The 18,491-nt window shown below is 72.0% G+C and carries 22 protein-coding genes; 6 read left to right on the plus strand and 16 right to left on the minus strand.

The features are described 5' to 3' along the window. Positions 1-102: 102 nt before the first annotated feature. The 3 genes from ACXJKB_RS09610 to paaK form a co-directional block, all read right to left on the minus strand. Positions 103-573: a DUF5709 domain-containing protein gene (locus tag ACXJKB_RS09610; RefSeq protein ID WP_457187735.1), complete on the minus strand. Its 471-nt coding sequence runs from the start codon at positions 571-573 to the stop codon at positions 103-105. A gap of 52 nt (positions 574-625) precedes the next feature. Beyond that, positions 626-2,740 carry a DEAD/DEAH box helicase gene (locus tag ACXJKB_RS09615; protein WP_457187737.1) on the minus strand — a complete coding sequence of 705 codons (2,115 nt, stop codon included), beginning with the start codon at positions 2,738-2,740 and terminating at the stop codon, positions 626-628. Between the two features lie 199 nt (positions 2,741-2,939). After that, positions 2,940-4,247, minus strand: coding sequence for a phenylacetate--CoA ligase PaaK (paaK, locus tag ACXJKB_RS09620; protein WP_457187738.1), 1,308 nt, complete (start codon positions 4,245-4,247; stop codon positions 2,940-2,942). Between the two features lie 47 nt (positions 4,248-4,294). Here paaK and ACXJKB_RS09625 point away from each other — a divergent pair, with 47 nt between their 5' ends. After that, complete coding sequence (locus ACXJKB_RS09625) at positions 4,295-4,891, plus strand: TetR/AcrR family transcriptional regulator (RefSeq protein ID WP_457187740.1); 597 nt, start codon at positions 4,295-4,297, stop codon at positions 4,889-4,891. Between the two features lie 13 nt (positions 4,892-4,904). Here the strand turns inward: ACXJKB_RS09625 and ACXJKB_RS09630 are convergent, their stop codons facing one another. From ACXJKB_RS09630 to paaA, 7 genes are all read right to left on the minus strand, one after another. Then, on the minus strand, positions 4,905-5,813 hold the full coding sequence (locus tag ACXJKB_RS09630) for an AMIN-like domain-containing (lipo)protein (protein ID WP_457187742.1): 909 nt from the start codon (positions 5,811-5,813) through the stop codon (positions 4,905-4,907). Between the two features lie 82 nt (positions 5,814-5,895). Then, the gene (gene paaI / locus ACXJKB_RS09635) at positions 5,896-6,318 is read right to left on the minus strand and encodes a hydroxyphenylacetyl-CoA thioesterase PaaI (protein ID WP_457187744.1); all 423 of its coding nucleotides are present in this window, start codon (positions 6,316-6,318) and stop codon (positions 5,896-5,898) included. Next, on the minus strand, positions 6,311-7,378 hold the full coding sequence (gene paaE, locus ACXJKB_RS09640; protein ID WP_457187746.1) for a 1,2-phenylacetyl-CoA epoxidase subunit PaaE: 1,068 nt from the start codon (positions 7,376-7,378) through the stop codon (positions 6,311-6,313). The genes paaI and paaE overlap by 8 nt, the downstream gene beginning before the upstream one ends. Positions 7,379-7,381: 3 nt before the next feature. Further along, positions 7,382-7,903 (minus strand): 1,2-phenylacetyl-CoA epoxidase subunit PaaD, encoded by a 522-nt coding sequence (gene paaD / locus ACXJKB_RS09645; protein ID WP_457187748.1) that lies wholly within the window; start codon positions 7,901-7,903, stop codon positions 7,382-7,384. Then, positions 7,900-8,838, minus strand: a complete 939-nt coding sequence (paaC, locus tag ACXJKB_RS09650) for a 1,2-phenylacetyl-CoA epoxidase subunit PaaC (protein WP_457187750.1) — start codon at positions 8,836-8,838, stop codon at positions 7,900-7,902. The genes paaD and paaC overlap by 4 nt, the downstream gene beginning before the upstream one ends. Next, positions 8,838-9,200, minus strand: coding sequence for a 1,2-phenylacetyl-CoA epoxidase subunit PaaB (gene paaB / locus ACXJKB_RS09655; RefSeq protein WP_457187752.1), 363 nt, complete (start codon positions 9,198-9,200; stop codon positions 8,838-8,840). The genes paaC and paaB overlap by 1 nt, the downstream gene beginning before the upstream one ends. Further along, positions 9,197-10,144, minus strand: a complete 948-nt coding sequence (gene paaA, locus ACXJKB_RS09660; RefSeq protein ID WP_457187754.1) for a 1,2-phenylacetyl-CoA epoxidase subunit PaaA — start codon at positions 10,142-10,144, stop codon at positions 9,197-9,199. Before paaA ends, paaB begins: the two co-directional genes overlap by 4 nt. Positions 10,145-10,284: 140 nt before the next feature. Between paaA and paaZ the strand changes: the two genes are divergently transcribed. The 4 genes from paaZ (at position 10,285) to ACXJKB_RS09680 (ending at position 13,291) form a co-directional block, all read left to right on the plus strand. Then, positions 10,285-12,315 carry a phenylacetic acid degradation bifunctional protein PaaZ gene (gene paaZ, locus ACXJKB_RS09665; protein WP_457187756.1) on the plus strand — a complete coding sequence of 677 codons (2,031 nt, stop codon included), beginning with the start codon at positions 10,285-10,287 and terminating at the stop codon, positions 12,313-12,315. A gap of 7 nt (positions 12,316-12,322) precedes the next feature. Further along, the gene (locus ACXJKB_RS09670; protein ID WP_457187758.1) at positions 12,323-12,622 is read left to right on the plus strand and encodes a hypothetical protein; all 300 of its coding nucleotides are present in this window, start codon (positions 12,323-12,325) and stop codon (positions 12,620-12,622) included. Between the two features lie 31 nt (positions 12,623-12,653). Further along, positions 12,654-12,872 (plus strand): hypothetical protein, encoded by a 219-nt coding sequence (locus ACXJKB_RS09675; protein ID WP_457187759.1) that lies wholly within the window; start codon positions 12,654-12,656, stop codon positions 12,870-12,872. 104 nt (positions 12,873-12,976) lie between these two features. Further along, positions 12,977-13,291, plus strand: coding sequence for a hypothetical protein (locus tag ACXJKB_RS09680; RefSeq protein WP_457187760.1), 315 nt, complete (start codon positions 12,977-12,979; stop codon positions 13,289-13,291). Between the two features lie 5 nt (positions 13,292-13,296). Here ACXJKB_RS09680 and ACXJKB_RS09685 read toward each other — a convergent pair whose 3' ends face one another. From ACXJKB_RS09685 to ACXJKB_RS09695, 3 genes are read right to left on the minus strand one after another with little or no spacing between them, the layout of a single operon-like run. Beyond that, on the minus strand, positions 13,297-13,950 hold the full coding sequence (locus ACXJKB_RS09685; RefSeq protein WP_457187762.1) for an SDR family oxidoreductase: 654 nt from the start codon (positions 13,948-13,950) through the stop codon (positions 13,297-13,299). 33 nt (positions 13,951-13,983) lie between these two features. Continuing rightward, on the minus strand, positions 13,984-14,343 hold the full coding sequence (locus tag ACXJKB_RS09690; protein ID WP_457187764.1) for an NADPH-dependent FMN reductase: 360 nt from the start codon (positions 14,341-14,343) through the stop codon (positions 13,984-13,986). 40 nt (positions 14,344-14,383) lie between these two features. Next, positions 14,384-14,593 carry a hypothetical protein gene (locus ACXJKB_RS09695; RefSeq protein ID WP_457187766.1) on the minus strand — a complete coding sequence of 70 codons (210 nt, stop codon included), beginning with the start codon at positions 14,591-14,593 and terminating at the stop codon, positions 14,384-14,386. Between the two features lie 109 nt (positions 14,594-14,702). Here ACXJKB_RS09695 and ACXJKB_RS09700 point away from each other — a divergent pair, with 109 nt between their 5' ends. Further along, on the plus strand, positions 14,703-15,689 hold the full coding sequence (locus tag ACXJKB_RS09700) for an LLM class F420-dependent oxidoreductase (RefSeq protein ID WP_457187768.1): 987 nt from the start codon (positions 14,703-14,705) through the stop codon (positions 15,687-15,689). A gap of 18 nt (positions 15,690-15,707) precedes the next feature. Here the strand turns inward: ACXJKB_RS09700 and ACXJKB_RS09705 are convergent, their stop codons facing one another. Genes ACXJKB_RS09705 through ACXJKB_RS09715 form a run of 3 tightly spaced genes read right to left on the minus strand, consistent with a single transcriptional unit; the run spans position 15,708 to position 18,366 of the window. Beyond that, the gene (locus tag ACXJKB_RS09705; protein ID WP_457187770.1) at positions 15,708-16,358 is read right to left on the minus strand and encodes an NAD(P)-dependent oxidoreductase; all 651 of its coding nucleotides are present in this window, start codon (positions 16,356-16,358) and stop codon (positions 15,708-15,710) included. A 32-nt stretch (positions 16,359-16,390) separates the two neighbouring features. Next, entirely contained in the window at positions 16,391-17,413 is a 1,023-nt protein-coding gene (locus tag ACXJKB_RS09710) for an LLM class flavin-dependent oxidoreductase (protein ID WP_457187772.1), read from the minus strand. A 14-nt stretch (positions 17,414-17,427) separates the two neighbouring features. Continuing rightward, a complete protein-coding gene (locus ACXJKB_RS09715; RefSeq protein WP_457187774.1) occupies positions 17,428-18,366 on the minus strand; it encodes a cation diffusion facilitator family transporter in 939 nt (312 codons plus the stop codon). Positions 18,367-18,491 lie beyond the last annotated feature (125 nt).

Here is an 18,491-nt window from a genome sequence, read left to right on the forward strand (position 1 = left end):
GCCCGACCGGGTCACCCCACCTCGCCGTGGCGAGGAGCCCGAAGAGGAGGGGTACGCCGATCGCGACCGGCGGCCAGAGCCGGAAGGAGACGGTGTCGCCGCTCAGAAGTCGTCGTCCTCCGGCGGCTCCGGCTCGCGGGTGATGTGCATGGCCGCCTCCTCGGCGGAGGCGCCGGCACCGTCGATGCCGACGTCGTGGGCGAGCTCCTGCTTGTCGACGTCCTCCCCCTGCCCGGAGTCGGGCGCGACCAGGCGGCCGGTGCGCTCGTCGGCCTCGTCGAGGCCGAGCTGCTCGTCGAGGGCGTTCTCGTCCTCGCGGTCGTCGTCCCGGTCGTCCTCGGCATAGGGATCGACGTCGGGCTCCTCCTCGGCCAGCCGCTCGTCGAGCGACTCGCCCTGGCGCGTCTCCGCCTCGGTCGGGTAGTCCTCGTAGCCCTTCGGGGGGCGGTCGGGCGGCGAGTAGCCCCGGTCGAGCACGTCTTCCAGGTCGCCGTCGTCCAGCGTGTCACCGGGCTGGAGCTGGTCCTCGTCGTCGATGGACATGTCGAGATACGTCTCGCGGTCCTCACTCATGACTCAAGACCTACCGGAGCCGACCCGCTCGGACAAGGGCCGTTGTCCCTGATCAGCCGAGCTCGCGCTCCAGCGCGTCGGTGAGCAGGGCGACCAGGGCCTCGGTCTGGATGTTGGCCGAGGACCCGACCTCCTCGTCCGAGCCGTCGAGGGCGCGGGCGGCGAGGCCGGCCTTGGAGTCGATCAGCTCGGCGATGCGGGTGTCGATGGTCTGCGCGGCGATGATGCGCCACGCGGTCACCGGGTCGCTCTGGCCGATGCGGTGCACGCGGTCGATCGCCTGGGTCTGCTCGGCGTCGGTCCACGACAGCTCCGAGAGCACGACGTTGGACGCGACCTGCAGGTTCACGCCGACGCCGGCGGCGGCCAGCGAGCAGACGATGACCTGGACGTCGGGGTCGTTGACGAACGACTCGATCGCGCGCTCGCGGGCGCGCGGGGTCTGGTCGCCACGGATCGAGGTGTGCTTGAGGCCGCGGCGGGTGAAGGTGTCCTCGGCGATGTCCATGACGTCGACGTGGCGGGCGAAGAAGACCACCTTGCCGACGTTGCGCGCGAGCTGGGCAGCGTAGTCGGCGGACAGACCGGCCTTGGCGCGGCCGATGCGGCGGAACATCGAGAAGACGTTCTCGCCGCCCGTGCCCTGGTCCATCTCCTCGCGCTCCCACGTCGCGACGCGGCGCACGAGCTCGTGGTCGACACCGTCGACGACGGAGCCCGTACGACGGGTCTCCAGCGCGGCCTTGTAGCGCTGGACCAGGCGCCGGGCGAGGTCCTCCTCGGCCGCCCGGATCGAGCGGGTGTCCTCGTCGTCGAGCTCGACCGGGATGTCGGCGATGCGGCGGGCCGGGATGTCCTCGGCGACGTCGACCTTGCGACGCCGCACGATGCCCATGTCGATGACGGCCTTGCGCGCCGCGGGGTAGAACGCGTGGTCCGCGGGGGTCAGGTCGGTCTCCTCCAGCGACTCCATCAGCCGCGCCAGCGGCTTGGTGTCGTCGACCCAGCCGAGGAACTGCCAGATCGCGCGGAAGTCCTCGATGTCGTTGATCAGCGGGGTGCCGGTCAGCGCCATCAGCAGCGGGCGGGCGGTCCGGGCGCGGAGCCGCTCGGAGAGCTCGAGCACGTGGCGCGAGCGCTGCGACGTCTTGTTCTTGATGAAGTGGGCCTCGTCGACCACCATGCTGCGGAAGCCGAACGAGCCCAGCCAGCCGGCGTGCCGGTCGAGGATCTCGTAGTTGACGATGATGACGTCGGCGAAGGCGTCGACCTGGCCGCCGTCACCGTGGATCACGGTGGCGCGGCGGCGGGGCGTCCAGCGCTCGGTCTCGCGGGCCCAGTTGGTCTTGACGACGTTGGGGCACACGACGAGCAGCGGGTAGGCGTCGGCGGCCTGCGCGGCGAGCAGCGCCTGTGCGGTCTTGCCGAGGCCGGGCTCGTCGGCCAGGAGGAAGGTGCGGTGCCCCTCGGCCGCGGCGGCGATCATGCGCGCCTGGTGCGGCATCAGCTCGAGCTTGCCGGGGGCGTTGAGCGAGGTGGCCTCCGGCAGGTCCATGCACGAGGAGGAGCCGCCGAGCTCGAAGGAGCGGAACAGGGGGCCGAGCAGCTCCCACGACGACAGCCGGCCGTGGACGCTGCGGCGCTCGCGGCCGATGCCGAAGTCGGGGACGAGGAACGGGTTGGCCAGCTGGTGCTGGAGGACGGACTGCGGCACGACGCGGCGCTCGCCGAGCCCCGGGCCGGCCTCGTCGTCGGGCTTCGGCTCCTCGGGGGCGACCTCGACGCCCGCCTTGCGCAGCATCTCCAGGCGCAGGTCGCGGGCGGAGTCGGTGACGACGGACTCCTCGGAGAGCAGGCCGAAGAGAGAGGGGTCGCGGGTCGCGGTCTTGGCGAGGATCGTCGCGATGCCGTCGAGGCGCTTGAGCTCGTCGGCCTTCTGGGCGTCGGTCAGCTCGGTCGAGGCGCGGACGTCGGTGCGGTGCTCGCGCACCAGCAGCGCGACCACCTGGAAGCGCACCCGCTGCCCGGGGGCGAGCGGGCCACGCTGGACGGCCGACTCGAGCTCACGCACGGCCCGGGCAAGGACGGGGACGATGCCCTCGTTGTCCTTGTGGCGGGCGTGCGCAGGGGTGCGGCGGCTGCCGCGTTGACGCTGGCGCTGGGCCAAGGTGGTCCTCCCGGACTGGGGTACGCGTCGTGGAGCAGGCGAGCCCGTGCGGCTCTGCCTGCACGCCACGGCGTGGAGGTGTGGAGCGGGCGCCAGGTGCGCGGTGTCCGGCGGATCGGGGGTGATCACAGCGGCACGGCGTCTGAAACGCTGCGACCACTGTAGCCCCCGCCGGCCCGTTGCCGGTAAATATCCCCGGTCAGCGCGCCGCGCGGTGGTCGACGATCCGCCGCATCTTGCCGACCGAGCGCTCGATCGACGCCACGTCGACGACGTCGACCCCGACGCTGACTCCGATGGACGCCTTGATCCGCTGCGCCAGCTCGGTCTGCGCGGCGGCTGCCTCCGCGTCGGTCGTGGCGTCGCGTCGCTCGACGCGGACCGTCAGCGTGTCGAGGTTGCCGCTGCGGTCGAGGTGGCACTGGAAGTGCGGGGACAGGGTCGGGATCCCGAGCACGATCTCCTCGATCTGCGTGGGGAAGAGGTTGACCCCGCGCAGGATGATCATGTCGTCGGTGCGACCGGTGATCTTCTCCATCCGGCGCATGCTGCGCGCGGTGCCGGGCAGCAGCCGGGTCAGGTCGCGGGTGCGGTAGCGGATCACCGGCATCGCCTGCTTGGTGAGGGTGGTGAAGACCAGCTCGCCCTCCTCGCCGTCTGGCAGCACCTCGCCGGTCACGGGGTCGATGACCTCGGGGTAGAAGTGGTCCTCCCACACGTGCAGGCCGTCCTTGGTCTCGACGCACTCGCTCGCCACGCCGGGGCCGATCACCTCGGACAGGCCGTAGATGTCGACCGCGTGCATGTCGGTGCGCTGCTCCATCTCGCGGCGCATGTCGTTGGTCCACGGCTCGGCGCCGAAGATGCCGACCTTGAGCGAGGTCGAGCGCGGGTCGACGCCCTGCGCCTCGAGCTCGTCGAGGATCGAGAGCATGTAGGACGGCGTCACCATGATGATGTCGGGCTCGAAGTCCCGGATCAGCTGCACCTGGCGCTGCGTCATGCCGCCGGAGACCGGCACGACCGTGCACCCGAGCCGCTCGGCCCCGGCGTGCGCGCCCAGGCCGCCGGTGAAGAGCCCGTAGCCGTAGGCGTTGTGCAGCACCATCCCGCGCCGCCCGCCCGCGGCCCGGATCGACCGCGCCACCACGTCGGCCCACATCGCGAGGTCGTCGCGCGTGTAGCCGACGACGGTCGGCTTGCCGGTCGTCCCGCTGGAGGCGTGCAGGCGTACGACGTCCTCGCGCGGGACCGCGAACATGCCGAAGGGGTAGTTGTCGCGCAGCGTGGCCTTGGTGGTGAACGGCAGCCTCGCCAGGTCCTCCAGCGACCGTACGTCGTCGGGTGAGACGCCGGCCTCGTCGAAGGCGCGGCGGTAGTGCGTGACGTGGTCGTAAGCGTGCCGCACCGACCACTGGAGCCGCTCGAGCTGCAGCGCGCGCAGCTCCTCGACAGGGGCGGTCTCGATCGGGTCCAGGTCGCCGGGCTGGGGAGTCAGGTCGATCACGGTGTGGTCCTCCGGTCGCGCGTGGTGGGTCGTGAGAACGTTCATCCATGTCAGAGCCCGTACGACGGGGCCGGCCCGGCCACGACCAGCAGACGGTCCTGCGCGTCGCGATCGAGCTCTTCAACCGGCAAGGCTACGACGCCGCGAGCATGGGCGACCTGGCTCGCGAGCTCGGGCTGACGAAGTCGGCGATCTACCACCACGTGCCGAGCAAGGAGCACCTGCTCGAGCGGGCGCTGGACGAGGCGCTCGACGAGCTGACGACCGCGCTCGACACCGTGCACGCCGACACGTCCCACACGCCCGAGGAGCGGCTGCGCGCCGCCGTGCGCAGCAGCGTCGTCGTGCTGGCGGAGCACCTGCCCGCCGTCACCCTGCTGCTGCGCGTCCGCGGCAACACCCCCGCGGAGCAGAACGCCCTCGCCCGCCGCCGCGACATCGACCACCGGCTCGCCGAGATGGTGCGCGAGGCCGCCGACACCGGCGCCATCCGCGCCGACATCGACCCGCTGCTCGCCAGCCGGCTGCTGTTCGGGATGGTCAACTCGATGACGGAGTGGCTCCGCGACGGCAGCGACGTCGACGCGCTCGCCGACACCATCACCACGCTCGCCTTCGACGGCCTGGTCCGACACCGCGCCTGACGGCCCTGTCCACTCAGGGCTCGAGGCAGGCGGGGGTCGAGTCACCCGGCCCGTCGGGGTCGAGCGTGCTCCCGGCCGCGTCGCGCAGCACGACGCGGTCGACGGTCGGCAGCTGCTCGAGGGTCGGCAGCACCTCGCCGGCGATGCTCACCGTGGCGCCGCCGCTGCGGCAGCGGCCCGTGAGCCGCAGGTCGGCCGTGCCGCCGGCGACCGTGAGGTCGTCGTACCCGGTGGTGCCGGAGCGCAGCAGCCGCAGGCCGCGCGACCGCTCCGCCGCCAGCGGGCCGGCGAAGAGGCGGTCCATCAGCCCCGTGGCGGGTGCGCCGGGGACCACCGGGCGACGGACGGCGACGAAGAACGGCTCCTGGTCCTCGACGAACCGGTCCCGGTCGAGGAACCACACCTTGCGCTGCACGGTGGCGAACCCGGCGCCCACCTCGACGACCACCCGCGGCGGCGCCTGCAACGTCGTGACGCGGACGGGCGTGCGCCTCGCCAGCCCGAGGCCGTACGTCGTGACCGCCTCGAAGTCGCCCGCCCGGACGGCGGTCATCACGTTGGGCAGGGCGTACGCGACGCGGCGAGGCGCCGCGGTCGGCGAGCCGTCGTCGGTGTGCGCCTGGGCGCGCTCGAAGCGCACCCGGAGCAGCGCCTGGCCGGCGACGCGGACGCGGCGGCCGGAGCCGTCGGCGAACAGCCGGTCGACGTAGTCGACCTCACGCTTCGCGGGCAGGCCGCCCCTGAACTCGAAGACGACCCGGTCGACGCCGTCGCGATGGGCCGCCCGCACGGCGACGAGCACCGGTGTCGTGGGTGCGGACGACGCCCGCTCGGCGCCGGAGGACGCAGGACCCAGCGCCAGGACGAGCGGCACGGCGAGCACGAGTGCCACCAGCGACGACAACAACCACCGGACCTTCATGACCGACCTCCCGGCACGCACGGACCCGTCCCACGGTAGAGCTGAACGACGAGCGCGGGAAGTGCCCCGACGCGCGGTCCGGTCAGGTGCGGGGAACCAACGAGCGGCTGCGGCCGCGGAACTCGGCCACGACCGTGTCCTCGACCCGCACGGTGACGTCGTACAGGCCGCTGCGGCCGCGCAGCGCCACCTCGCGCGCGTGGGCGTCGAGCACCTGGCCCAGCCGGGCGGGCTCGAGGAAGTCGACCTCGAAGCCAGCGGCGACGGTCACGGGTCCGCGGGAGTTGCAGGCCAGCGCGAACGCCGAGTCGGCGAGGCTCGCGATGAGGCCGCCGTGGCACAGGTCGTGGCCGTTGACCATGTCGGCTCGCACGACCATCGACACCCGCGCCTCGCCCGGGCCGAGCTCGACGAGCCGCATCCCGAGCGCGGCGCTGGCGGCATCGGCGGCCCACATCGCGCGGGCCTGCTCCGACGTCGCGTCGAGCGGTGCGGCGTCAGGCATCGAAGTCGACGGTGACGGCGTCGCTGACCGGGAAGGTCTGGCAGGTCAGCACGAACTGCTGCTCGACCTCCTCGGGCTCGAGGGCGTAGTTGCGCACCATCTCGACCTCGCCGTCGACGACCTTCGCCCGGCACGTGCCGCAGACGCCGCCCTTGCACGCGAACGGCAGGTCGCTGCGCACGGCCTGGGCCGAGTCGAGCACGGTCGCGTCGCGCGGCATCGGCGTGGTCGTCGTACGTCCGTCGAGCACGACCGTCACGTCGCTGGTCACGCCCTCGACCACCCGGTCGGCGTGACGCAGCTCCGGCGGCGGCTCGTCGACGTAGAACAGCTCGAAGTGCACCTTCTCCTTCGGCACGCCGAGCTCGGCGAGGACGGTGCGTGCGTCCTCGATGAGGCCGTGCGGCCCGCACAGCCAGACGTGGTCGACCGAGGCGAGGTGCACCTTCAGCGGCAGCAGCCGCCGGAGCCGGTCGGCGTCGAGGCGGCCGGAGAACAGCTCGACGTCGCGGGGCTCGCGGGACAGCACGTGGACGAGGTCGAAGCGCGGCCCGTGGAGGTTCTTCAGGTCGCTGAGCTCCTCGGCGAACATGACCGAGGTCGTCTCGCGGTTGCCGTAGAGCAGCGTGACGGTGCTGGCCGGGTTGGCGAGGACGGAGGCCGCGATCGAGACCATCGGCGTGATGCCGGAGCCGGCGGCGATGCACAGGTGGCGGCCCGGGCTCGCCGGGTCGGCGCGGAAGCTGCCCGTGGGCGGGGCCACCTCGACGGGCTCCCCCGGGCCGACCTCGCGGATGAGCCACGACGAGAACATCCCGCCGGGGATCTCGCGGACACCGATGCGCGGCGCACCGCCGGCGGGCGCGCAGATGGAGTAGGAGCGGCGGTGCTCGACGCCGTCGACGACGCGACGCAACGTCAGCGACTCCCCCGGCTCGAAGGCGAACAGCTCGCGCAGGTCGTCGGGCACGTCGAAGGTGACGGCGGCGGAGTCGTCGGTCAGGGGCTCGACGTCGCGCACCGTCAGGTGGTGGAAGGTCTGGCTGGGACTGGGCGCCACGGCTCAGATCTCCTTCACGTGGTCAAAGGGCTCGAGGCAGGAGGTGCAGCGGTACTGCGCCTTGCAGGCCGTCGAGCCGAACTCCGAGACCAGCTCGGTCGCGGGCGAGTCGCACTGCGGGCAGCGGACCTGGCGCGCGGTCGGCTGGAGCGTCAACGGGATCGGCCCGGACGTCGAGGGCGCCGGGCCGGGCGGGGAGATGCCGGCTGCCGCGAGCGCGGCGCGACCCTGCGGGGTGATCCAGTCGGTGGTCCAGGCCGGGTCGAGGCTGACGCGCACCTCGACGCGGTCGAAGCCGGCCCCCTGCAGCTCGCGCACCAGGTCGTCGCGCATCGTCGCCATCGCCGGGCAGCCCGAGTAGGTCGGCGTGATGTCGACGACCACGTGGGAGTCACCGACCACGTCGACGTCGCGCAGCACGCCGAGGTCGACCAGGGTGAGCATGGGCAGCTCGGGGTCGGTGACCCGCTCAGCGACGCGACGCGCGCGCTCCGTCGTACGACTCATCAGCCTCACTCCACTCACCACTGACCCATCGGGTGGGCACGGGCCACGGACTGCATCTCGGCCAGCATCCGCCCGAGCGCCTCGCCGTGCATCCCGTCGCGGCCGGTGCGGCCCAGCACCCCGGCACGTCGGGGCGCCTCGGGGCGGGGCACGCCTGCTGCTTCGAGCACCTGGTCGAGCACGCCCTCGGCGGCCTCGCGGACCGCGGCGGGGTCGACGCCGACGCCGGACCTCGCAGCGGCCGCCTCGACCGGGTGGGTGTCGAACAGCTCGGGCCACAGCGGCCAGAGTGCGTCGAGCGCGACCAGCAGCCGGCGGCGGGACTCGTCGGTGCCCTGGGCGAGGGTGACGAACCACCGCGCCGAGTAGTCGCGGTGGTAGGCCAGCTCCTTGACGCCCTTGGTCGCGACAGCAGCCAGCACGTGGTCGCGGCTGGCGCGGAGGCGCTCGAAGGTCGCGAGCCGCCAGACCGAGAACAGCAGCACCCGCACGATCGCGTCGGCGAAGTCGCCGTTGACGAGCTCGGTGAGCCGCACGTTGCGGAACTGGTGGGCCTCACGGAAGTACGCGATCGCGTCCTCCGGCGGCGCCGGCGAGCCCTCGGGCAGCACCGGCACGACCGACTCGTCCGCCTTCGCGGCACGGGCGAGCAGCAGCCGTGCCTGGCCGAGCAGGTCGAGCGCGATGTTGGACAGCGCGATGTCGTCCTCGAGGTCGGGCGCGTTGCTCGTCCATTCCGAGATCCGGTGCGACATCACGAGCGCGTCGTCGCCCAGCATCAGGGCGTACGCCGCCAGGGTCGGCGCGTCGACGCCCTCCGGGATCGTCGTGTCGACGCCCGCGAGCGGGTCCTCGAAGTCGGTGCCGAAGGCCCAGTGGGCGTCGTTGACGAGCAGGCCGGCGTAGGCGTTGTCGTGCTCGTCCTCGGGAGAGGTGTGGATGTGTTCGTTCATCACATATGCGGGACGTTGTCGGGGATGTCGTAGAAGGTCGGGTGGCGGTAGACCTTGTCGCCGCTCGGGGCGAACATCGGGTCCTTCTCGTCGGGGCTCGAGGCGGTGATCGCGTCGGCGCGCACCACCCAGATGCTCACGCCCTCGTTGCGACGGGTGTAGACGTCGCGTGCGTGGAGCAGGGCCATCCGGTCGTCGGCGGCGTGGAGCGACCCGACATGGACGTGGTTGAGCCCGCGCTTGCCACGGACGAAGACCTCGTAGAGCGGCCACTCGGGCTCGGGCGACGTGACGCCCTCTCCCGTCGGTACATCCTTCAGGGGTACGGCACCGTGGCCGCCCTCGGCGCTGAGCTCGCTCATGCCGACACCTGCTTGGCGGCGTACGCCGTCGCGGCCTCGCGCACCCAGGCGCCGTCCTCGTGGGCGCGGCGACGGTGGGCCATCCGCTGGGCGTTGCAGGGACCGTTGCCCTTCACGCCCTCCATGAACTCGTCCCAGTCGGGCTGGCCGAAGTCGTGGTGGCCACGCTCCTCGTTCCAGCGCAGCTCCGGGTCGGGGAGGGTGACGCCGAGGGCCTCGGCCTGCGGCACGGACATGTCGACGAACTTCTGCCGCAGCTCGTCGTTGGTGTGGCGCTTGATGCCCCACGCCATCGACTGGGCGGTGTTGGGCGAGGCGTCGTCGGGCGGGCCGAACATCATCAGCGCCGGCCACCAGAACCGGTCGACCGACTCCTGCACCATCGCGCGCTGCTCCTCGGTGCCGCGCATCATCGTCGCGAGCAGCTCGTAGCCCTGGCGCTGGTGGAACGACTCCTCCTTGCAGACGCGGATCATTGCGCGGCCGTAGGGACCGTAGGAGGTGCGGCACAGCGGCACCTGGTTGCAGATGGCGGCGCCGTCGACGAGCCAGCCGATCGTGCCGACGTCGGCGTAGGACAGCGTCGGGTAGTTGAAGATCGAGGAGTACTTCTGCCTGCCCGCGATCAGCAGCTCGGTGAGCTCGAGACGGGAGACGCCGAGGGTCTCGGCGGCCGAGTAGAGGTAGAGCCCGTGGCCGGCCTCGTCCTGCACCTTGGCGAGCAGGATGGCCTTGCGCCGCAGGCTCGGCGCGCGGCCGATCCAGTTGCCCTCGGGCTGCATGCCGATGATCTCGCTGTGGGCGTGCTGGGCGATCTGGCGCACGAGGGTCTTGCGATAGCCCTCCGGCATCCAGTCGCGCGGCTCGATCCGCTCGTTGCGCGCGACCGTGGCCTCGAACCCGGCCTCGAGGTCACGCTCGGTGGGCGTCTCGGTGAGTGTCATCCGTCCTCCGGCAGGGGCGACGTGGGGGTTTCGACCGCATTTACTGACCGATCGGTCTGCTATTAGTGTGTCACCAGTCACTCCGGCGCGCAAACACCGGCTGCCCTGACGAACCGCACCCCGATCCGAGGGAGACCCCCGTGACCCGACTGCTCGAGAGCTACGCCGCCGGACGGTGGTACGCCGCCTCCACCGAGGGCCACCCACTCCTGGACGCGGCCACCGGCGAGGAGGTCGCGCGGATCTCCAGCGCCGGCCTCGACCTCGGCGCGATGGCCCACCACGCGCGCACGGTCGGCGGACCGGCGATCCGCGAGCTGACGTTCCACGAGCGCGCGCTGCTCCTCAAGGAGCTGGCCACGCACCTGACCGGGCTCAAGGACGAGTTCTACGAGCTGTCGCTGGCCACCGGCGCGACCCGACGCGACTCGATGATCGACATCGACGGCGGCTTCGGCACGGTGTTCAGCTATTCCTCCAAGGGCCGCCGCGAGCTGCCCAACGCCCACGTGGCGTGCGACGGCGACCTCGAGCAGCTCGGCCGCACCGGCGTCTTCCTCGGCCAGCACGTCTACACCTCGCGACCCGGCGTCGCCGTGCAGATCAACGCCTTCAACTTCCCCGTCTGGGGCATGCTCGAGAAGCTCGCGCCGGCCTTCATCGCCGGCCTCCCGACGATCGTGAAGCCCGCCAGCCAGACGGCCTACCTGACCGAGCTCGTGGTGCGCCGCATCGTCGAGTCGGGGATCCTGCCGGAGGGCTCGCTCCAGCTGCTCGCCGGATCGGCGGGCGACCTGCTCGACCACCTCGGCGTCCAGGACTCGGTGGCCTTCACCGGCTCCGCGCACACCGCTGGGATCCTGCGCCAGCACCCATCGGTGCTCCACGGCGGCGTCCAGCTCCAGGTCGAGGCCGACTCGCTCAACTGCTCGGTGCTCGGGCCCGACGTCACGTCGAGCGACCCGGAGTGGGACCTGTTCGTCAAGGGCGTCGTCACCGAGATGACCGCCAAGGCGGGACAGAAGTGCACGGCCATCCGTCGCGTCATCGTGCCGTCGGCGGTGGCCGACGAGATGACCGACGCGATCGCAGCGAAGCTCGCGACGATCACGGTCGGCGATCCCGGCGACGAGTCCGTGCGGATGGGCCCGCTCGCCTCGCTCGGGCAGCGCGAGGAGGTCCGCAAGGCCGTCGAGGCCCTGCGCTCCTCGGCCGAGGTCGTCCTCGGCGACCCGGCCGCGACCACCGGGTTCGCCGGTGACGGCGAGCGCGGCGCGTTCATGTCGCCCGTCCTGCTCAAGGCCCGCGCCGGCGCGGTCGAGCCCCACGACGTGGAGCCCTTCGGACCGGTGTCGACCGTGATGTCGTACGACAGCCTCGACGAGGCGGTCACGCTCGCCGCGCGCGGCAAGGGCTCGCTGGTCGGCTCGGTCGTCACCCACGACCCGGAGGTCGCCCGCACCCTGGTGCTCGGCCTCGCGCCGTGGCACGGACGGATCCTCGTGCTCGACCGCGACGACGCACCCGAGTCGACGGGCCACGGCTCTCCCCTGCCGATGCTCGTGCACGGCGGCCCCGGTCGCGCCGGCGGCGGCGAGGAGCTCGGCGGCGTACGCGGCGTGCTCCACCACATGCAGCGCTCCGCGATCCAGGCCTCCCCCGACATGCTGACCGCGATCACCGGCCGCTGGACGCGCGGCTCGCGGCGCAACGAGACGCCCGAGCACCCCTTCCGCCACTCGCTCGCGACGCTGAGGGTCGGCGACACGATCGCCTCGGAGTCGCGGGTGATCTCACGCGCGGACATCGACCACTTCTCCGACTTCACCGGCGACACCTTCTATGCCCACACCGACCCCGAGGCTGCCGCGCAGAACCCGCTCTTCGGCGGGATCGTCGCCCACGGCTACCTCATCGTGTCGATGGCGGCCGGGCTGTTCGTCGACCCCGCTCCTGGCCCGGTGCTCGCCAACTTCGGCGTGGACAACCTCCGCTTCCTGACCCCGGTCAAGGCCGGTGACTCGATCCGCGTGACGCTGACGGTCAAGCAGATCACCCCGCGCTCCTCGGCCGACTACGGCGAGGTCCGCTGGGACGCGCTGGTGACCAACCAGGACGACGAGCCGGTCGCGACGTACGACGTGCTGACGCTGGTCGCCAAGGAGGCCTGAGCACGCCATGACCAGAGCCGCCCAGCGCGTCGTCGGGATCGTCGTCCTGCTCGTCCTCGGCATCGTCAGCCTGCCGGCGGCGGCGTCCGTCCTCGACGGCGAGGGCACGGAGAACTGGATCGTCCCGGTGCAGCTCGTGGCGATGGCGGCGATCGGCGCCGCGGTGACGATCGCGCTTCCCGGGCTGGCCCGCGAGGACGCGACCACCGGGCGCCGGGCGATGACCGGTGCGTGGTGGGGCCTGCTGGCCGCGGCCGTGGGAGTGGTCGTCTTCTGGCTGCTGCTCAGCGGCTTCGGTGGTGCGTGAGGGTCCGGCGCCCTCCCGGTAGGTTGCGGTCATGGCACAGAAGAAGTCCTGGGGCGACATGACGCCCACGCAGAAGAAGATCGTCGCCGTGGCCGGGATCGTCGAGGTCGCCGTCACCGCCTGGTGCGCCAAGGACCTCAAGCAGCGCCCCGCCGAGCTCGTGCGCGGACCCAAGCTCCTGTGGGCGCCGGCGCTGTCGGTGCAGCCGGTCGGCCCGCTCGCCTACCTGCTGGTGGGCCGCAAGCGCTGACGCACGTTTGGCGTCGCGCGACTGGTTCGGCGTCCGTGGATGCACTGACCGGCACTGGTCTGGATCACGGGGCAGGAGGGCCGTCGCCAGCCCTACGCTGATCCATGGACCGACCCCGCCTCAGGTTCTGGCTGACGCTGGGACTCGGTCTGCTGTACGTCGCTGCGGGCATCGCGGAGTCCGTCCGCGCCGTGACGTCCGGTGACGGAGGGCTGTGGTTCTGGTTGGGCTCGCTGGTCGCCGGCGGCGCGCTGGTGCTCTCGGGCATGGCCGTCTCCTCCCGTCACCCCAACGTCGGGCGCACCCTCATCTGCGTGGGCAGCATGATGGGCGTCCTGGCGACGGGGTGGACCCTGGTGGTGCCGCTGATCGCGGTCGCGGTCGTGGTGCTCAACCTCCAGAAGCCGATGTCGGACTGAGCCGGTCAGCCGCTGTAGGGCACCTCGCTGCGCCAGTCGGCGTCGTCGGTCGCGACCGCGTCCCAGATCGCGTCGGCGACCCGGTCGGGGGTGAACGCACCCTCGCGCGCCAGCGCCCCGCGCACGGTGACGGAGACGGCGCGGATCCCCTCGCCGGCCAGCGTCTGGTCGATGCTGTGGACGAGGTTGCGCACGCCCGCCTTCTGCACCCCCAGCGACGCGGCGCGTTCCGACGGCTCGTCGGCCGCCATGCTGCCGGTGACGCTGATCCGCCCGCCGGCGGACATGAAGGGCCGCGCTGCCTGCACGGCGGTCAGCAGGGCGCCCACCCCGAGCGCGACGTCCTCGACCAGCTCGGCGACCGTGAGGGTCAGCGGGTCCTTCTCGCGGTAGGCGCTCGGGTTGAAGTGCAGGACGTCGATGCGCCCGGTGTGCTCACCGAAGCGGCGTACGGCGTCGCGCGCCGCCTGCTCGTCGGTGACGTCGACGCACGCGTGGCCGACGGTCGCACCGCGGGCGCCGAGATCCGTCACCAGCTGGTCGAGCACCTGCTGGTCCTGGCCGAGGAGCCCCACGTCGTAGCCCTCGTCGGCGAAGCGGCGCGCGACCGACCCGCTCACGCCCGGCCCGGCACCCACGACGACAATCACTGGTCTCATGTCGTCGTTTCTACCGGAGCCGGGCGAATGCGGTCAGGTGGAGCGCGGCAGGACGGTCAGCACCCGCTCGGTGTGGGTGCGGAACTCCTGCATGAACTCGGTGAGGACCTGGCGCAGCGACTCGTCGTTGACCGTGCCGTCGTCGGAGATCGCGCCCTCCTCGAGCCAGATGTAGGCCTCCGGCGCGGTCATCTGGCGTGCGTTGCAGAAGCTGAGCACGGCGCGGAGGCTCTGCTGTGCGACCGCGGTGCCGATCGAGCCGATGGACGCGCCGATCACCGCCGCCGGCATGTGGTCGAAGGAGTTCTGGCCCCACGGCCGCGACGCCCAGTCGATCGCGTTCTTCAGGGCACCCGGGATCGAGCGGTTGTACTCCGGCGTCACGAACAGCACCGCCTGCGAGGCGCCGATGGCGTCCTTGAGTGCTCGCGCCTCAGGGCTGGTGGGGGTGCTTGCCGGTGGGGTCGTCCGGGATCGCGTCGGGACCCTGGGCGCCTTCGTCGACCCCGYCGGGGTGCGGGTCCGGCTGGCCGGCGACCGAGTCGCCCGAGCTGATCGGCTCGGGGGCGTCCGGCACCATCTCCGAGACCTGCCCGTCCTGCTGGTCCTTGCTCTTCTCGTCCGTGCCGTCCGTGCCGCTCATGAGCAACCTCCTGCGTCGTCGGGGACCTTCCACACAACCAGTGCACCCCCAGGGACACCTCACCTCGCCGGGTGGTGGGCGTGCCGATCCGGCTGGCTACGGTCGAGTGATGACGCGCTTCGGATACACCCTGATGACCGAGCAGAGCGGCCCGCGGGAGCTGGTGTCGTACGCCGTCGCCGCCGAGCAGGCCGGCTTCGACTTCGAGGTGATGAGCGACCACTTCTCGCCGTGGCTCACCGAGCAGGGGCACGCGCCGTACGCCTGGACGACGCTGGGTGCCGTGGCGCAGGCGACCGAGCGCGTGGGCCTGATGACCTACGTGACGTGCCCGACGCTGCGCTACCACCCGGCCGTGGTCGCGCAGAAGGCCGCGACGCTGCAGATCCTCGCCGAGGGTCGGTTCACCCTCGGCCTCGGCAGCGGCGAGAACCTCAACGAGCACGTCGTGGGCGAGGGTTGGCCCGCGATCGCCGAGCGGCAGGACATGCTCGCCGAGGCGATCGAGGTCATCCGGGCGCTGCACACCGGTGAGCTCGTCGACCATCGCGGCGACTTCTTCCAGGTCGACTCCGCCCGCATCTGGGACCTGCCCGAGGAGGGCGTCGACATCGGGGTCGCCGTCGGCGGCAAGCGCGCGATCGAGCGGTTCGCCCCGCTGGCCGACCACCTCGTGGCCACCGAGCCCGAGGCCGACATCATCGAGTCCTGGAACGGCGTCGACGGCGCCCCGCGCATCGGCCGGGACGCGCGCGCAGTGGGCCAGATCCCGATCTGCTGGGACCCCGACGAGGACGCCGCGGTCGTGCGGGCGCACGAGCAGTTCCGCTGGTTCGGTGGCGGCTGGTCGGTCAACGCCGACCTGCCCACCCCCGCCGGCTTCTCCGGCGCGACGACGTACGTCCGGCCCGAGGACGTCGCCGAGTCCATCCCGTGCGGACCCGACCTCGACAAGGTCGTCGAGGCAGTCTCGGCCTACTGGGAGGCCGGGTTCACCGACGTCGCCCTCGTGCAGGTCGGCGACGAGGGCCAGGACCGGTTCATCAGCGAGGCGGCCGGCCCGCTGCTCGAGAAGCTGCGGGCGGCCGCCCCCTGAGTCCTGCCTGGCTGTGCGTCAGCTGATCGCGGTGAACCGGCTCCGGTGATGCGTCGGCGTCTCGATCTCGTCGAGGATCGCCAGCGCGAGGTCGTCGGCCGAGATCGTCGACGCACCGTCGGCGTCGCGCAGCAGCACGTCGCCGCCGAGGACGTAGGCACCCTTCGACTCCGTGCCGAGCCACGACCCGAAGTCCGCAGGCGGGCTGACGTAGAACCAGTCGAGCGACTCCGGGCTCTCCTGGCACAGCGCGAACGTGTCGAGACCGGTCTGCACCTCGGGCTTCACGTCGTCGGGGACGTGGTCCTTGGTGACGTCCCACAGGCGCGGTCCGCCCTCCTCGGCGAGCAGGGACGACGCGCCGCCGACGTAGCCGAGGCGCGTCGACGTGCCGGCCAGGCGTGCGATGAGCTGCTCGACGACGCCCTCGACCTTGCCGGCCATGTCGCCGCGCGGTGACAGCGCGACGAGGACGACGTCACGGCCGGCGGTGGTGCGCTCGAGGACGTCGGCGTCGAGCACCGAGCCCTCGACGTAGTCGGCGCCGGCGACCGGCGAGGACGGTGCCGTACGACTCACGGCCGTCACCTCGTGCCCGCGCTTGCGCGCCTCCGCGACGACCGCCGCGCCTACGTATCCGTTGCCGCCGAGGACGGTGATGCGTGCCATGAGCTCAGTTCCTTCGTGTGAGGGGGTGGGGGTCAGCGCCAGCCGAGGGCGGGCGCCACGTCGGTGAGCACGGTCTCGAGGATGTGGGCGTTGTAGTCCACGCCGAGCTGGTTGGGCACGGTGAGGACCAGGGTGTCGGCCGTGGCGACGGCCTCGTCCTCCGCGAGCTCCTTGACCAGCACGTCGGGCTCGGCGGCGTACGTCTTGCCGAAGACCGCGCGCAGGTTGGCCTCGATCTGGCCGAACTGGTCGGAGCTGGTGCCCTCGTGCCCGAAGTACATCCGGTCGAGGTCGGTGGTGATCGGCATGATCGAACGGCTCACCGACACGCGGGGCTCGGCCTCGTGCCCGGCCTCGCGCCACGCCTCGCGGAAGACCTCGATCTGCTTGCGCTGCTGGACGTGGAACGGCTCGCCCGTCTCGTCGGCCTTGAGCGTCGAGCTCATCAGGTGCATGCCCTTCTCGGCGGCCCAGCGGGCAGTGGCGTCGGAGGCAGCACCCCACCAGATCCGGTCGCGCAGGCCCTCGGAGTGCGGCTCGATGCGCAGCAGGCCGGGCGGGTTGGGGAACATCGGGCGCGGGTTGGGCTGGGCGAACCCCTCCCCCTCCAGCACCTGCAGCAGCACCTCGGTGTGGCGTCGGGCCATGTCGGCCTGGTCCTCACCCTCGGCGGGGGCGTAGCCGAAGTAGCGCCAGCCCTCGATCACCTGCTCCGGTGATCCCCGGCTGATGCCGAGCTGCAGCCGGCCGCCGGCGATGAGGTCGGCCGACCCGGCGTCCTCGGCCATGTAGAGCGGGTTCTCGTAGCGCATGTCGATCACGCCGGTGCCGATCTCGATCCGGCTGGTGCGCGCGCCGACGGCGGCGAGCAGCGGGAACGGCGAGGCGAGCTGCCGGGCGAAGTGGTGCACCCGGAAGTACGCACCGTCGGCACCGAGCTCCTCGGCGGCGACGGCGAGGTCGATGGACTGCAGGAGCGTGTCGGACGCCGTCCGGACCGCGGACTGCGGCGAGTCGGTCCAGTGGCCGAAGTTCAGGAACCCGATCTTCTTCATGACTGGTTCAACGCTCAACCATCGGCGTTGTTCCCGTAGACGTGGCCGACGCTCGGCGGGCGCCCCGGCGCGGCCAGCGAGAGGACGGCCCGCGCGATCTCGGGCCGCTCCTCGAGGTGGTCCTCGAGGCGTTGCAGCTCCTCGGCGGCCGCGCTCTCCACGTCGTCGCCGACGAGGTCGACCGACCCGACGAGGAAGAGCCGCTCCGGGCCGACGTACTCGAGGTGCAGCGTGTTGACCGTCTGCACCTCGGGCCGCTCGCGCAGCCAGCCGAGCACCGTGTCGTAGATGCGCGGGTCGGCGACCTGGCCGACGAGGAAGGCCATGTTGCGGCGCAGGAGGTAGATCGCCACCCAGCCGAGCAGCAGGCCGACGAGGATCGACCCGATGGCGTCCCAGACCGGCTGGTGGGTGGCCTGGTGCAGGGCGAGGCCGGTGACCGCGATCGCGATGCCGACCAGGGCCGCCGCGTCCTCGAAGTAGACCGCACGCAGCGTGGGGTTGGACGTCTTGTCCAGGAACGTGACTCGGCTCACGTCGGCCTTGCGCGCGCCCCGTCGTACCTCCCGCCGGGCCTGGAAGAACGAGATGCTCTCCAGGACGAAGGCCGCGCCGAGGACGAGGTAGGCCCACAGGTAGTCGGCTTCCACCTCCTCCGCCGTCAGCGACTGGATGCCGTGCCACACCGACACCGCGGCGCCCACACCGAAGAGACCGAAGGCCGCGATCATGGACCAGACGTACGCCTCCCGGCCGTAGCCCAGCGGGTGTCCGTCGTCGGCCGGCTTCTCGGACCGGCGCTCCGCCACCACGAGGAAGACCTCGTTGCCGGCGTCGGCCCAGGAGTGGGCCGCCTCGGCCACCATCGACGCCGAGCCCGTGGCGACGGCGACGATGCTCTTGAGGATCGCCAGGATCGTGTTGGCGGTCAGCGCGACGATGACAGTGAGCACCCGCCCACCCTGCCCGAACCGGGTGGGCCCAACCAGCCCCGGCCGGGTAGTCCAGTCGCGGACGGCTGTCCGAGCGCGTTCCCGACCGCCACCTGCCACTGGACTACCACTTGACCTGACGACTG

This window comes from Nocardioides sp. P5_E3 (genome assembly GCF_054049275.1).

Bases quoted from the DNA above. Each gene is read 5' to 3' on its own strand.
- ACXJKB_RS09705 (WP_457187770.1), bottom strand. From the start codon at position 16,358: ATGGCACGCATCACCGTCCTCGGCGGCAACGGATACGTAGGCGCGGCG.
- paaI (WP_457187744.1), bottom strand. From the start codon at position 6,318: ATGCCTGACGCCGCACCGCTCGACGCGACGTCGGAGCAGGCCCGCGCG.
- ACXJKB_RS09625 (WP_457187740.1), top strand. From the start codon at position 4,295: ATGTCAGAGCCCGTACGACGGGGCCGGCCCGGCCACGACCAGCAGACG.
- ACXJKB_RS09675 (WP_457187759.1), top strand. From the start codon at position 12,654: ATGGCACAGAAGAAGTCCTGGGGCGACATGACGCCCACGCAGAAGAAG.
- paaA (WP_457187754.1), bottom strand. From the start codon at position 10,144: ATGACACTCACCGAGACGCCCACCGAGCGTGACCTCGAGGCCGGGTTC.
- ACXJKB_RS09685 (WP_457187762.1), bottom strand. From the start codon at position 13,950: ATGAGACCAGTGATTGTCGTCGTGGGTGCCGGGCCGGGCGTGAGCGGG.
- paaC (WP_457187750.1), bottom strand. From the start codon at position 8,838: ATGAACGAACACATCCACACCTCTCCCGAGGACGAGCACGACAACGCC.
- paaB (WP_457187752.1), bottom strand. From the start codon at position 9,200: ATGAGCGAGCTCAGCGCCGAGGGCGGCCACGGTGCCGTACCCCTGAAG.
- ACXJKB_RS09670 (WP_457187758.1), top strand. From the start codon at position 12,323: ATGACCAGAGCCGCCCAGCGCGTCGTCGGGATCGTCGTCCTGCTCGTC.
- ACXJKB_RS09710 (WP_457187772.1), bottom strand. From the start codon at position 17,413: ATGAAGAAGATCGGGTTCCTGAACTTCGGCCACTGGACCGACTCGCCG.
- ACXJKB_RS09630 (WP_457187742.1), bottom strand. From the start codon at position 5,813: ATGAAGGTCCGGTGGTTGTTGTCGTCGCTGGTGGCACTCGTGCTCGCC.
- ACXJKB_RS09700 (WP_457187768.1), top strand. From the start codon at position 14,703: ATGACGCGCTTCGGATACACCCTGATGACCGAGCAGAGCGGCCCGCGG.
- ACXJKB_RS09680 (WP_457187760.1), top strand. From the start codon at position 12,977: ATGGACCGACCCCGCCTCAGGTTCTGGCTGACGCTGGGACTCGGTCTG.
- ACXJKB_RS09610 (WP_457187735.1), bottom strand. From the start codon at position 573: ATGAGTGAGGACCGCGAGACGTATCTCGACATGTCCATCGACGACGAG.